The organism is Avibacterium avium, assembly GCF_900454535.1.
GTDB lineage: Bacteria > Pseudomonadota > Gammaproteobacteria > Enterobacterales > Pasteurellaceae > Avibacterium > Avibacterium avium.
The window spans coordinates 1,010,179-1,022,837 of record NZ_UGSP01000001.1; the positions used below are offsets into that span (position 1 = coordinate 1,010,179).

The 12,659-nt window shown below is 42.2% G+C and carries 13 protein-coding genes and 1 riboswitch; of the genes, 7 read left to right on the forward strand and 6 right to left on the reverse strand.

Annotation, left to right across the window (positions count from 1 at the left end; translation table 11 throughout):
* Positions 1-6: 6 nt before the first annotated feature.
* Entirely contained in the window at positions 7-810 is an 804-nt protein-coding gene (locus DYC50_RS05080) for a PTS mannose/fructose/sorbose transporter subunit IIC (protein WP_115249262.1), read from the reverse strand.
* A 12-nt stretch (positions 811-822) separates the two neighbouring features.
* Positions 823-1,806 (reverse strand): PTS mannose transporter subunit IIAB, encoded by a 984-nt coding sequence (gene manX, locus DYC50_RS05085; protein WP_115249263.1) that lies wholly within the window; start codon positions 1,804-1,806, stop codon positions 823-825.
* A gap of 390 nt (positions 1,807-2,196) precedes the next feature.
* On the opposite strand from manX, the gene DYC50_RS05090 reads away from it, so the two are divergent.
* The 6 genes from DYC50_RS05090 to DYC50_RS05115 all read left to right on the forward strand — a co-directional run bounded on the left by DYC50_RS05090 (position 2,197) and on the right by DYC50_RS05115 (position 7,145).
* On the forward strand, positions 2,197-3,411 hold the full coding sequence (locus DYC50_RS05090) for a type II secretion system F family protein (protein WP_115250165.1): 1,215 nt from the start codon (positions 2,197-2,199) through the stop codon (positions 3,409-3,411).
* The gene (locus tag DYC50_RS05095) at positions 3,408-4,109 is read left to right on the forward strand and encodes a prepilin peptidase (RefSeq protein WP_115249264.1); all 702 of its coding nucleotides are present in this window, start codon (positions 3,408-3,410) and stop codon (positions 4,107-4,109) included. The genes DYC50_RS05090 and DYC50_RS05095 overlap by 4 nt, the downstream gene beginning before the upstream one ends.
* A 47-nt stretch (positions 4,110-4,156) precedes the next feature.
* A complete protein-coding gene (gene coaE / locus DYC50_RS05100; protein WP_115249265.1) occupies positions 4,157-4,786 on the forward strand; it encodes a dephospho-CoA kinase in 630 nt (209 codons plus the stop codon).
* A complete protein-coding gene (gene yacG / locus DYC50_RS05105) occupies positions 4,779-4,982 on the forward strand; it encodes a DNA gyrase inhibitor YacG (protein ID WP_115249266.1) in 204 nt (67 codons plus the stop codon). Before coaE ends, yacG begins: the two co-directional genes overlap by 8 nt.
* A gap of 39 nt (positions 4,983-5,021) precedes the next feature.
* Entirely contained in the window at positions 5,022-5,279 is a 258-nt protein-coding gene (locus DYC50_RS05110) for a GNAT family N-acetyltransferase (protein ID WP_115249267.1), read from the forward strand.
* A gap of 290 nt (positions 5,280-5,569) precedes the next feature.
* A riboswitch (glycine riboswitch) is annotated at positions 5,570-5,684 on the forward strand.
* A gap of 102 nt (positions 5,685-5,786) precedes the next feature.
* Positions 5,787-7,145, forward strand: coding sequence for an alanine/glycine:cation symporter family protein (locus tag DYC50_RS05115; RefSeq protein ID WP_115249268.1), 1,359 nt, complete (start codon positions 5,787-5,789; stop codon positions 7,143-7,145).
* Between the two features lie 64 nt (positions 7,146-7,209).
* Here the strand turns inward: DYC50_RS05115 and DYC50_RS05120 are convergent, their stop codons facing one another.
* Both DYC50_RS05120 and DYC50_RS05125 read right to left on the reverse strand, forming a co-directional pair.
* Entirely contained in the window at positions 7,210-7,674 is a 465-nt protein-coding gene (locus tag DYC50_RS05120; protein WP_115249269.1) for an outer membrane lipoprotein, read from the reverse strand.
* Between the two features lie 49 nt (positions 7,675-7,723).
* Complete coding sequence (locus DYC50_RS05125; protein ID WP_115249270.1) at positions 7,724-8,311, reverse strand: VOC family protein; 588 nt, start codon at positions 8,309-8,311, stop codon at positions 7,724-7,726.
* Positions 8,312-8,399: 88 nt separating this feature from the next.
* On the opposite strand from DYC50_RS05125, the gene argS reads away from it, so the two are divergent.
* Positions 8,400-10,133 carry an arginine--tRNA ligase gene (argS, locus tag DYC50_RS05130; protein WP_115249271.1) on the forward strand — a complete coding sequence of 578 codons (1,734 nt, stop codon included), beginning with the start codon at positions 8,400-8,402 and terminating at the stop codon, positions 10,131-10,133.
* A 56-nt stretch (positions 10,134-10,189) separates the two neighbouring features.
* Here the strand turns inward: argS and menH are convergent, their stop codons facing one another.
* A complete protein-coding gene (gene menH, locus DYC50_RS05135; RefSeq protein ID WP_115249272.1) occupies positions 10,190-10,933 on the reverse strand; it encodes a 2-succinyl-6-hydroxy-2,4-cyclohexadiene-1-carboxylate synthase in 744 nt (247 codons plus the stop codon).
* 15 nt (positions 10,934-10,948) lie between these two features.
* Positions 10,949-12,655 carry a 2-succinyl-5-enolpyruvyl-6-hydroxy-3-cyclohexene-1-carboxylic-acid synthase gene (menD, locus tag DYC50_RS05140; protein WP_115249273.1) on the reverse strand — a complete coding sequence of 569 codons (1,707 nt, stop codon included), beginning with the start codon at positions 12,653-12,655 and terminating at the stop codon, positions 10,949-10,951.
* Positions 12,656-12,659: the final 4 nt, after the last annotated feature.

The window sequence follows — 12,659 nt, forward strand, 5'->3', positions numbered from 1 at the left end:
ACCCCATTAATCTAATCTGTTATCAAGATCATTGTTGCTATTTGAAACCACTTGCACCACTTGTTTACTTTGGTTGTATTTCGGGTGAAGTTGGATATAAAGTGCTGCCATAATTGCACCTAGCACACCTAAGGCAACAAGGTTGAAATCAGTAAAGGCGGCAATCACAAAGCCTGCGTAGAAAAATGGCATTAAGTGGCCTGCGCGCATCATATTGATCACCATTGCGTAACCCACAACGGCAATAATTCCACCAGCAATTTTTAAACCTGTTGTCACAACTGGCGGAATTGCATTTAACATTGCTTGCACTGCGTCTGTACCTGCGGTTAAAGCCACGATTAACGCTGGGATTGCAATACGCATTGCTTGTAAAATCAAGGCACTGCAGTGAATCCAGTCTAAGCGGTTCAAGTTACCATCTTCAATCGCACGGTCTGCGGCGTGTTGGAAACCTACGGTAATTGCACGCACCACATAGGTTAAAACCTGACCTGCTGCAGCAAGTGGAATGGCTAATGCGATCGCAGTAGTGATTTCTTGACCACCTACAATGACAAGAATGGTTGAAACCACAGAAGCTAATGCCGCATCAGGTGCTAGTGCCGCACCAATGTTCATCCAGCCAAGAGCAAGTAATTCTAATGAACCACCTACAATAATCCCCGTTTTAATATCGCCTAACACTAAGCCCACAAGGGTACAAGCGATAAGCGGACGGTGAGTTTGAAATTCATCAAGGATCGACCCCATACCTGAAATACAGGCAACGATAAATACAAGAATAATTTGTAGCGTTGAAATTTCCATAATATTCATCCTTTACACAAGATTGTTTTTCTTCAATAAATCCATCATATATTGACGGCTATCGTTTGATACTTTACGCACATCAAGCTCCACACCCATTGCATCAATGGCTTTGAATGCGTCAATGTCTTTATCATCAACAGATACCGCACTGGTAATCATTTTCTTACCGTCTTTATAAGCCATACCACCAATGTTGATAGATTTCATATCTAATCCTGCTTCTAGCAGTTTTAATACATCTGTTGGATTGGTGAATAATAACATCATACGCTCGCCCGCATATTCAGGATTGTTATAAACGCGGATCATTTTATCTACGCCCACAACGTGTGCGGTTACTCCCGGTGGCGCAACGCTTTTCAGCATTGTTGAACGCACGCTATCTTTCGCCACATCGTCATTCACGACCACAATGCGAGAAACTTTGCTTTCTTTTGTCCAGCGTGTTGCTACTTGACCGTGAATTAAGCGGTCATCAATACGCGCAAGCCCAACAACAAGATGACCTTCTTTATTTGGTGTAACCACTTCAGATTGGCTTGGTGCAGGGGCTGCTTGAGCAACGGCTTGCGGCGCTTGCTCTGGCTCTTCTTCCACATATCTTAAGGCACGCACACCAGTACGGCCTGTTTCTAAGGCAATCGCCACCAGTTCTTGCAAACTTGGGCCATCATCACGCGCCATAAAGGTTTCCACCAACATTGGCACGTTTACCCCAGTCACAATATCCATATTGTCTTTGCCTTCCGATACACGGTTCGCCGCATTAAACGGACTGCCGCCCCAAGTATCAACAAGGAATAAGACTTCATCACAATGTGATAGGGTTGTGCTGAGTTTTTCCTGATATTTCGCCATAATCGTTTCAGCGTTTTCGCCGGGAACAAAATCGATCGTGGCAACGTTTTCTTGTTCACCAATCAACATTTCGGTCGTTTTGAGCAGTTGTTCTGCCGCCACGCCGTGTGTTGCGATGATGATCGCAATAGCCATAAGGACTCCTTATACAAGTGGTTATGGTTTAAGTTTAAAATCTGGCGCGGATTGTATAGGAAAACACTCCAATTTAATGTGATTAAGATCACAGTTTTTTGACAATAAGTAATAATAACGCGAATTAAGTATCTGTTTGTTTAATATTTGCCTAATTTTTGTTTAATAATTCAAAATTATTTTTGCTCAGAAAAAACATTTCGATCATATTTCAACATATTTTTAACAAAGCATTATCCAACAAGGCTTAGCAGGCTCGCGATAAGTAAAAATAAATTTTGCGATCTAAATCGAAAAAATAAAGTGCGGTATTTTTTTCGCTCTTTTTTCTTGGTTAAGCTAGGCGCTATCTGTATTTAGCCCATTCATAACATAATGAACAATCACAAAATGAAACTGTTTAATTGGCAAGCTACGAATTTTTTGCAACAAAAACAACAAGGTATGATCGTAGCAGAGAATATTGAAATGGCGCGGCAAGCCTTGTTTCAGCGACAGTTGCAAAATATCAAGCTGCAACGCAACTGGCAATTTCCGCGTAAACCGAAAGCGAATGAATTGTATGAACTGATTAACCAACTGGCGTTACTGCTGAAATCCGCTGTGCCAATTAAGCAAAGTTTGCAATTATTGCTGCAGAATTGCACAGTGATTTCCTTAAATCTCTGGCTTGGGCGATTGATAGAAGATCTTGAAAGCGGTTTAAGCTTTTCACAAGGAATTGAAAAACAAGGGAAATATTTTTCACAGCAGGAACAACAGCTAATTCAAGTGGGCGAAATGACAGGCAAGCTTGCGCAAGTGTGTGAGCAAATTGCACAATATCGTCAGCAGTCGTTAATTCTGCAACGAAAAATCCAAAAAATCTTGCTTTATCCCATGTTGGTGCTAGGCATTTCCGTGCTTTTGACCTTGTTGTTGCTGATTTTTATCGTGCCGCAATTTGCTGAAATGTACGGCAATAATAATGCTAGCTTACCCGCATTTACCAAATTTTTATTACATCTTTCCGAAGGATTGCAACAACATTTTTGGCAGCTTGCTTTTTTGTTTATACTGGTTTTGCTGTTTATTCGCTTTCGTCTAAAGCGTTCGGCAAAGCTAATAAAGTGGAAAAATCAATGTATCAATAAAATGCCAATTTTGGGCAAGATTACTCAATTAGCCCGACTAATTCGCTTCAGCCAAGCCCTTGCATTAATGCTGCGTTCAGGCGTGCCGTTAAATATGGCATTGCAATCTTTTTTACCGAAACAGCAAAGCTGGCAAGTGGAAAAAAGCTATGTGGCTGATCCCGTGCTAAATCAAGCGGTGGAAACGGCGTTATATTGGCTCAATCAAGGTTATAAATTTTCCGATAGCGTAGCCAGTGATTTCTTTCCAATGATAGCACAACAAATGCTAAAAATAGGTGAAGAAAGTGGGCAGGTAGCACAGATGCTACAACATATTGCTGATAAATATCAGCAGGATCTTAATCATCAAGTGGATCTACTTTCTCAACTGCTTGAACCTTTGCTAATGGTGATTATTGGCGGTTTAATCGGCGCAGTTCTGCTAGGAATGTATTTACCCATTTTCAATATGGGATCGATAATCCAATGATTACGCTTGCGACATTTTTATTGGGTGGCTTTGTGGGGTTACTGATCTTTTTGTATATTGCCACTTTTACTCAACGGCTAACGCAGACCGTATGGCAAGATTATTGTGAACTTTTCCAGCCACAACAAAGAGAAAAGCCAATGCCACATTCCTCTTGGCAGAATAAAAAGTGCGGTAGTTTTTTGTGTTATATTTTTGCCTTTGCAGGATTGTTTGTCTTGTGCGGCAAGCTTAATGCGGATCCTTATGTCGCATTATGGTGGGCGACTTGGCTAAGCTTGGTGATTTTAATCAGCATTATTGATTGGCTTTATCGATTGATTTCACCGCTATTATGCGTTTGGCTTTTCTTATGGACGCTGCTTGGCGTACATTGGCACATTATTTCGTTTTCGTTGGAGCAGGCTTTAGCAAGTGCGGTGGGAATTTTGTTAATTTTTTATAGTGTTTACTACATAAGCCAAATGATTTATCACAAAACAATGTTAGGTGAAGGGGATTGCTGGCTGGCGTTTGCACTTGGTGCAGGCATTTTCTGGCAAAAATTACCGCACTTTGTTTTTCTTGCTTGTTGTTATGCCATTGTTTTTTGTGGCATACAAAAATTGTGCAGGCGTGATGGACAACAAACTGTGCAACAAATTCCCTTTGCGCCGTTTTTAAGCCTTTCTGCCCTGAGCCTATTATTGCTTCGCTAAAAAAGACAGCGTATGATTTCTAGCAAAATAAATAAAGGTAGGAAAAAATGAGTTATATCGTTGGCGTAACAGGCGGCATTGGCAGTGGAAAAAGCACCATTGTGGATTTATTTGCCGAGTTAGGGGCGGAAATTATTGATGCGGATATTGTGGCAAGAGAAGTGGTGGCGAAAGGAACGCCGTTGTTAGTGGAAATTGCAGCGCATTTTGGCGAAACTATTTTGCTAGATTCAGGCGAGTTAAATCGCCAAGCCTTGCGTCAAATTGTGTTTGAACTCCCTCAAGAAAAAGTGTGGTTAAATAATTTGCTTCACCCTGCCATTCGGCGTGAAATGTTACATCAGCTTGCGCAAAGCCAAGCGCCTTATGTGTTGTGGGTTGTACCGTTGTTGATCGAAAATGATCTGACAGCATTTTGTGATCGCGTGTTAGTGGTTGATGTGCTACCAGAAACCCAACTGTTGCGTGCTGCGAAGCGGGATCAAAATAACATTGCCTTGATTAAAAATATTATGGCATCGCAAGTCAGCCGAGAAAAACGCTTATCAGTCGCTGATGATGTGGTGGATAACGAACCAGAATTAAGCCAAAATCTGCCTTATTTGCAGCAAAAAGTGTTAGAATTGCACCACCAATATTTACAACTTGCAAAGGAAAAAGAGAAAGCAAATGAGTGAAGACGTTTTTACCGTACCTTGTCCCCACTGTCAAAAAACCGTGCCTTGGACACCACAGAGCCAATATCGTCCTTTTTGTAGCAAGCGTTGCCAGCTGATTGATTTAGGCGAATGGGCAAATGAAGAAAAAGCCATTGCCAGTGATACAGCGGATTTTGCTACCAATGAGAATTTTGGTGAAGATTGGCGTGGCTAGGTAAAGAAAGTTATTTAAGAAAGCAAATAAAGGAAATTAATGAACATTCAACATCAACAAAATGGTGAGTTTTTTATCCTTGATGAACAAGGGCAAAAAGTGGCAAAACTCACTTATTATTTTATTGATGCGCATAGCATTAATGCCAATCACACTTATGTTTCAGAAAGTTTACGCGGGCAAGGTGTGGCAGATAAACTTTATCAGGCCCTAGTGCAATTCGTGCGAGAACATCAATTAAATTTAGTGCCAAGTTGTAGCTATATTGCTAAAAAATGGCAGCGTGAAGTGCATTAATCCCTTTAACTAATTGATTGAAAAGCACAAATTTTGTCTAGCAATGGAGGGCGATTAAAACGCTGTTGCGGCAATCGTCTGTCTGTTGCCTATCTATTTTCTTGTCCATTTTCTTAGACATTCCGCCGATTTTTGCAAAAGGATTGAGAAATTAAAATTATCTTGCTAAAATCCACCGCACTTTTTTACAAAAGTATGTTCGGATGAAGGTAGCTGGAGAGTAGGGAATTAACCCTGCACCGACGAGGTAAAATCTTTCAGGTGCTATTAAGTTAGCGAGGACTGTTACTGGACGAACCCTTGGAGAGATCCATTGCATTTGCAAAATGGACGCCGAAGGCGCAAAAGAGCGGTGAAATTTTCATCGTTTTTCAAACGCTCAGGCAAAAGGACAGGGGCAAGAGATTATTTCAGGTGATATAACGCGAGGCTTCGCGTTGTCTTTTTTCTATTCGCCAAACTCTTTTCGCCTCCTTGTAAACCGAGATTTTTTACGAGGAACATTCAATGTCAATCACTGAATTATTATCATCAGTTAATTCATTTATTTGGGGCCCGCCACTGTTAATTTTATTATCTGGCGTGGGGCTTTATTTCACCTTTCGTTTAGGTTTTATTCAAATTTTTCAATTGCCAAGAGCCTTAACTTATTTATTTAGAAAAGAAAAAGGCGCACAAAATGGCAAGGGCGATGTGTCTGCTTTCGCCGCATTAAGCACCGCTTTGGCAGCTACCATTGGAACAGGAAATATTGTTGGGGTGGCAACCGCCGTACAAGCTGGTGGCCCGGGGGCAATTTTCTGGATGTGGTTAGTGGCATTATTTGGTATGGCGACCAAATATGCAGAATGTTTATTGGCGGTGAAATATCGCATTATTGATAAACGCGGATTTATTGCTGGCGGCCCGATGTACTACATTGAACGTGGGTTAGGCATCAAATGGCTAGCAAAAATGTTTGCCATTTGTGGGATTTTGGTGGCATTTTTCGGCATCGGGACATTCCCACAAGTGCAGGCTATCACCCACGCAATGCAGGACAGTTTTCATATTCCTGTGGAAATTATGGCACCCATTATCACGCTTTTAGTTGCGGCGATTATTTTAGGCGGTATTAAACGCATTTCTTCTGTTGCAGCCATTGTTGTGCCTTTTATGGCCGTGCTTTATGTGGCAACGTCAATCATTATTATTGTGTTGAATTGGCAACAAGTGCCAGCAGCAGTGAGTTTGATTATTGAAAGCGCATTTAATCCGCAATCGGCACTTGGTGGTGCATTAGGTTATACCGTAATGAAAGCCATTCAATCGGGTGTGGCGCGTGGTATTTTCTCTAATGAATCAGGTTTAGGTAGCGCACCTATTGCAGCGGCTGCGGCGCAAACCAAAGAGCCTGCACGCCAAGGCTTGATTTCAATGACGGGAACGTTTTTAGATACGCTTATCGTTTGTACGATGACAGGCCTTGTGATCGTGCTAACCGGAGCGTGGCAAGCGCCAGAAGCAGGGGCTGCGGTAACTAATCTTGCGTTTTCTAAAGGGCTTGGTACAGCAGCGGGCGGTACGATTGTTACCCTTGGCTTATTATTCTTCGCATTCACCACGATTTTAGGCTGGTGTTATTATGGCGAGCGCTGTTTTGTTTATTTAGCAGGGGTGAAAGGGGTAAAATTCTACCGTTTTATCTTTATTGTACTCGTGGGCTGTGGCGCGTTTATTCACCTTGAAACCATTTGGATCTTGGCAGATATTGTCAACGGATTAATGGCATTCCCAAATCTTGTCGCCTTAATTGGTCTGCGCAAGGTGGTGCTTGAAGAAACTAAAAGCTATTTTGCACAGCTTGGTTTAGCAAAATCAATGTAAAAATAAAGGGCTGAATGATTATTCAGCCCTTATTTGATTTTAATCTCTTTTATCTAAATTGTGATTAGATTACAGAAACATTTAAGCTGTTTGCATTGCCAACAAGCTGTACTTTTGCACCAGGAACAAATTTCGCATCGTATTTTTGTACAACAACGATTTGTTTACCGTCATTTTGTTTGATTACCAATTCTTGTGCATCAACTTGGCTCGCTTTTTCTTCTACTTTGCTACCAATTACCGCACCAGCGATTGCGCCCACCGCAGTTGCAATGGCTTGACCTGTGCCGCCACCGATACCTGAACCTGCGATACCACCAAGTACACCGCCACCAACAGTACCGATTACGCCTTCATTTTTCGCTTGAATTTTTACTGGACGCACAGAAACGATCGTACCATAGCTAATGGCGCGCGCTTCTTTTGCTTGACCACCAGAATAAACATCACCGCTGTAAATGTCTTGGTTTGCACAACCTGCTAAACCTAAGCTCATTAAAATCGCTAATGCTAGACTCATTTTTTTCATAATAAATACCTTTAACTTACGTTGTCTAATTTATTGATTTCCCTATCTATTATTCCGTAATAATAGATTTTATATGATAGGGGTGTAGCTTAATGCAAGTTTTATTTTCTTGATTGTCCATAAAACTTACCGCGATAGAAGGATTTGGTAATATCTCACCTTCCACCTTTGGCGTACTCACTTTGACTTTTAAAATGTCTGATTGGTTCCATAAAAAAAGCAAATTAATACGCGCAATCCATTGTTCCACCGTTTCATCAGGCAAAAAAGGCATAACCGCTTCAATATGCTCCCAACCTTCTTGTGGATAGTGTTTATTTTTCGGAAATGGCAATTCCACCATATCCACTTGTTGATTGGCAAAATTTAATGGGCTATCTAATTGAATAAGATAAATTTTTCGCCCATTGACTAAATTATCACTCAAAATCTTACCGCACTTTAATAACTCTCTGAGCCAGCGTTGCGCGGATTGATCGCTGTTCACACGCACCGCAAGATGATCAATCACATAATCTTGCAACGGCAACGCCATTTTTTCCGCCAGTTGTAAAATATGCTGCTCAAATTTGGCAAACTCATCGTAGGAAAAGAAAGGGTTGTCAAAAAATGAAAAATTTTGCACCGCTCTTGTCATTTTTTCTTGCTTTGTCTTTGTCTTAATTCAGAAAGAAGGTATCATAGCGGATTATTTTATTTTCACAATTAAAAATTAAGGATAAACCGTGAATATTCAATCCATTTTATCTGACAAAATTAAGCACGCGATGATCCAAGCAGGTGCTGACGAGCAATGCGAAGCCCTAGTACGCCAATCTAACAAACCACAATTTGGTGATTATCAAGCTAACGGCATTATGGCAGCGGCGAAAAAATTGGGTTTAAATCCCCGTGAATTTGCGCAAAAAGTGCTAGAACATCTTGATCTTAGCCCGATTGCCGACAAAATTGAAATTGCCGGCCCTGGCTTTATTAATATTTTTCTTTCACCAACTTGGCTTGCGGATAACGTGCAAACTGCATTAAAAGACGATCACCTTGGCATTCACACGGATAAAAAAGAAACCATCGTGGCGGATTATTCTTCACCTAACGTAGCAAAAGAAATGCACGTTGGGCATTTGCGTTCAACCATTATTGGTGATGCCGTGGTGCGTACCCTTGAGTTTTTAGGGCACAAAGTGATCCGTGCGAACCACGTTGGCGACTGGGGAACGCAATTCGGTATGCTTATCGCCTATTTAGAAAAAATGGAAAATGAACATGCTAGTGAAATGGAATTAAGCGATTTAGAAGCCTTTTACCGTGCGGCGAAAGAACATTACGACAACGATGAAGCCTTTGCTGAAAAAGCTCGTGGTTATGTGGTGAAATTGCAAAGTGGCGATGAATACTGCCGCGCAATGTGGAAAAAATTGGTTGATATTACAATGCAACAAAATCAACGCAATTACGATCGCCTAAACGTTACCCTCACAGAAAAAGATGTGATGGGCGAAAGCCTGTATAACCCGATGCTCCCTGCCATTGTGGAAGATTTAAAAGCGCAAGGATTGGCCGTGGAAGATGATGGTGCATTGGTGGTTTATCTTGATGAATTTAAAAATAAAGATGGCGATCCAATGGGCGTGATTGTGCAGAAAAAAGATGGTGGATTTTTATATACCACCACAGACATCGCCGCCGCCAAATATCGTTATGAAACCTTAAAAGCCGATCGCGTATTAGTGTTCTCGGATACTCGTCAAAGCCAACATATGCAACAAGCGTGGTTGATTACCCGCAAAGCAGGTTATGTGCCAGAGAGTTTCCAATTAGAGCATAAAAACTTTGGAATGATGCTTGGTAAAGACGGTAAACCGTTCAAAACACGCAGTGGTGGCACAGTAAAATTAGCGGATCTTCTTGATGAAGCCATCGAGCGCGCGGACAAATTAATTAGCGAAAAAAGCACCGCACTTTCTCCAGAAGAAAAAGCTGCCGTGGTGGAAGCGGTGGGGATTGGTTCAGTGAAATATGCGGATTTATCCAAAAATCGTACCACGGATTATGTGTTTGATTGGGATAATATGCTCAGCTTTGAAGGCAACACTGCGCCTTATATGCAATATGCTTACACGCGTATCCGTTCCATTTTCAACAAAGCTGGCATTAGCCCTGCACAGCTTGCAGATGCGCCAATCAAAGTAGTCGATGAAAAAGAGCGTGCTTTAGCCATTAAATTGCTCCAGTTTGAAGAAGCAATCCAACAAGTGGCAAAAGAAGGCTCACCACATATTCTTTGCGCTTATCTTTATGAATTGGCTGGCGTGTTCTCAAGTTTCTACGAACATTGCCCAATTCTTAACAATGAAGATGAAAGCATTAAACTCAGCCGTTTGAAATTGGCATTACTCACAGAGAAAACCTTAAAACAAGGTTTGGATCTGTTGGGGATTAAGACTGTTGAGAAAATGTAATGCTTATTTAAGCTTATAAAATTAAGTGAAGAAAACCGTCTAATCAGACGGTTTTTTTATGCCGTTAAAATTTGCTTTAAGGCTTGGACAAAACCTTGCGGATTTTCTTGATGAGCATTATGCCCTGCATTTGGGATTAAATGTAGGTTCAGCTGGTTTTCCACCGCCATTTGGCGGAATTTGCTATCGTTTTCACCGCAAAGATAAAAAATTGGCAAGGAATTTGACCGCACTTGTGGGCGAAAATCAGGTTGTTTGGCAAGGGAAGTGGCTTTCAGCATTTGGGCGATATTTTCACCACAATTAGCTTGGCGAAGTTGAATTAAGGCGTGGTGTTGCTCGGCAGTTAAGTGAGCAAACACGCGTTGTTGATACCAATCTTCTAACACTTGATGCGCAGGCTGAGTGGCAAAGCGTTCCGCCCAATCACAATCATTTTGCCAGCGCTGTTGGCGTTCTTGCTCGCAGGTTAGCCCTAAATTCGTACCTTCTAAAATCAGCCCTTGCAAATCGGCTTTTTCCACTTCTGCTTGCAAGGCATAGTAAAGGGCAAGCCGTCCGCCGAGGGAATAACCGATTAAAAAATAAGGCTGATTTTGCACCGCACTTTGAATTTGCGCACTTAAGATTTCAGCACTTTGAGCAAAATCCTTGGCGGCAAGCTGTTTATTTTCGCCGTGAAAAGGAAGATCAAGGGCAACGCAAGGAAAGTGCGGTAGTTTTTCGATGATTTTTTGCCAATCGGCTTTTGTGCCAAGTAACCCGTGCAGAAAAACCAGATGCGGACGTTGCGTTGCCATTTCGTTATTGAGAAGTTATGCGCCAATGACCGCGTGGCTAATTTGTTCAATCAGGCGTTTATAAATATTGCTGCCATCACTGTTGTTCACCTTAATTTCAATCAAGGTGGCTTCACGGCGGAAATAAGCCTGTTTCAGTACCGAGCTTAAATCGGCCCAAGTGTAAGGGCGCGCATATTTGAGATCAAACATTGATGCTGCGTGAGAAAATTCCAAATTATGTGGCATACGATAGAATTTATCTTTCATTTCCGCATCCACAGGCAGCATATCAAAAATTGCCCCACCGTTATTGTTGATAACAAAAATAATGGTTGGCTGGTTCACCTTTTTAAGCAACGCTAAGGAATTGAGATCGTATAGGGCAGAAGTATCCCCTAACATCGCAACCACAGGCTGATTTGAGCCTAAACTTAACCCTGCAGTGGTGGCGAGCAAGCCGTCAATGCCACTTGCGCCACGGTTGGTGTAAACAGGGTAGCCTTCAGGCAGCTTAGTGAGTGCGTCAACCAAGCGCACAAATAGGCTGTTGCCTAAAAAGAGCAGACCATTGTTTGGCAATAAACGCTCTAAATGATGGGCTAAAGAGGCTTCATTCAAATTGCCCCCCACTTGCTGTTCCACAAAGCTTGCGCAGAACTTGGCAAGGGCGATTGGCTCAAGTAGCCAAGGTTTTTGGCGCAACGGTGGGTGAGCGCGTAACCAATGGTGAATTTTGCCATTAAAACGGGTGTGAGCGTGATGGTTTGGATCAACTGAATTATCTGACGGCTCAACGATCCAATATTCCCCTTTAAACGCCGCCATAAATTGATTAATGCGCTTGCTGATAAAATGCGAACCAAATTGCAACACAATATCTGCTTCCAGCAATTTTTGTTTAACAGTTTGATTTGCCAGCCAAATATCAGCATAAGGCAGGGTTGGCTCAACGCCCGATTGAATATCGGTGAGCATAATCCAACCTTGGGTTTCAGCCCAAGTGCGAATGCCCATCGATTGCTCTGGTGGCAGTTTGCCGACCAAGATGATCCCACGTTTGGTGCGCCAATGATCCCAATGTTCGTGCATTACCACTTCTCGTTGTGGCGCCTGATGATTATGCCACGGCTTATTTTGGCTTAACCAACGCTGAATCGGCGCAAGCCAAGAATGTTGATCAATCTGATCTGCATTGGCTTCATACAATGGCTCCGCAAATGGCACATTAATATGCACCACACCAGCGTGCTGACTTTGGCGATAACAAGCCTGTTCCACAATCGAAATCAACCAATTTGGTGTGTAATCTTGGCTAGGGCGCGGTAAGTCCACCGTTGCCATAGGATAATCGGCAAAAATATTGTGCTGTAAAATCGCTTGATTTGCACCACACTCTAATAATTCAGGTGGGCGATCGGCACTTAAAACGATCAGGTTTACCCCACTTTGGCGAGCTTCAATCACCGCGGGATACAGGTTGGCCACTGCTGTGCCAGAGGTAACGATAATTGCAACAGGTTTCTGACTTGCTTTGGCTAATCCAAGAGCAAGAAAACCTAAACCGCGTTCATCAAAATGCGTGTGGCATTTGGCTTTTCCCCCTTGTTCAAGGCGTGCCGCCTCTAATGTCAGTGGGGTAGAGCGTGAACCGGGCGCAATGCAAAAATGGCTAACTCCTTGGCGAATAAGGGTTTCCAAGATCACTTTTGACCAACAACGATTAAATACACTCACTGACATAGGG

Coding starts and splice junctions, on each gene's coding strand:
- DYC50_RS05120 (WP_115249269.1), bottom strand. CDS start 7,674: ATGAAAAAAATGAGTCTAGCATTAGCGATTTTAATGAGCTTAGGTTTA.
- coaE (WP_115249265.1), top strand. CDS start 4,157: ATGAGTTATATCGTTGGCGTAACAGGCGGCATTGGCAGTGGAAAAAGC.
- manX (WP_115249263.1), bottom strand. CDS start 1,806: ATGGCTATTGCGATCATCATCGCAACACACGGCGTGGCGGCAGAACAA.
- DYC50_RS05095 (WP_115249264.1), top strand. CDS start 3,408: ATGATTACGCTTGCGACATTTTTATTGGGTGGCTTTGTGGGGTTACTG.
- DYC50_RS05090 (WP_115250165.1), top strand. CDS start 2,197: ATGAAACTGTTTAATTGGCAAGCTACGAATTTTTTGCAACAAAAACAA.
- DYC50_RS05125 (WP_115249270.1), bottom strand. CDS start 8,311: ATGACAAGAGCGGTGCAAAATTTTTCATTTTTTGACAACCCTTTCTTT.
- menD (WP_115249273.1), bottom strand. CDS start 12,655: ATGTCAGTGAGTGTATTTAATCGTTGTTGGTCAAAAGTGATCTTGGAA.
- menH (WP_115249272.1), bottom strand. CDS start 10,933: ATGGCAACGCAACGTCCGCATCTGGTTTTTCTGCACGGGTTACTTGGC.
- DYC50_RS05110 (WP_115249267.1), top strand. CDS start 5,022: ATGAACATTCAACATCAACAAAATGGTGAGTTTTTTATCCTTGATGAA.
- DYC50_RS05115 (WP_115249268.1), top strand. CDS start 5,787: ATGTCAATCACTGAATTATTATCATCAGTTAATTCATTTATTTGGGGC.
- DYC50_RS05080 (WP_115249262.1), bottom strand. CDS start 810: ATGGAAATTTCAACGCTACAAATTATTCTTGTATTTATCGTTGCCTGT.
- yacG (WP_115249266.1), top strand. CDS start 4,779: ATGAGTGAAGACGTTTTTACCGTACCTTGTCCCCACTGTCAAAAAACC.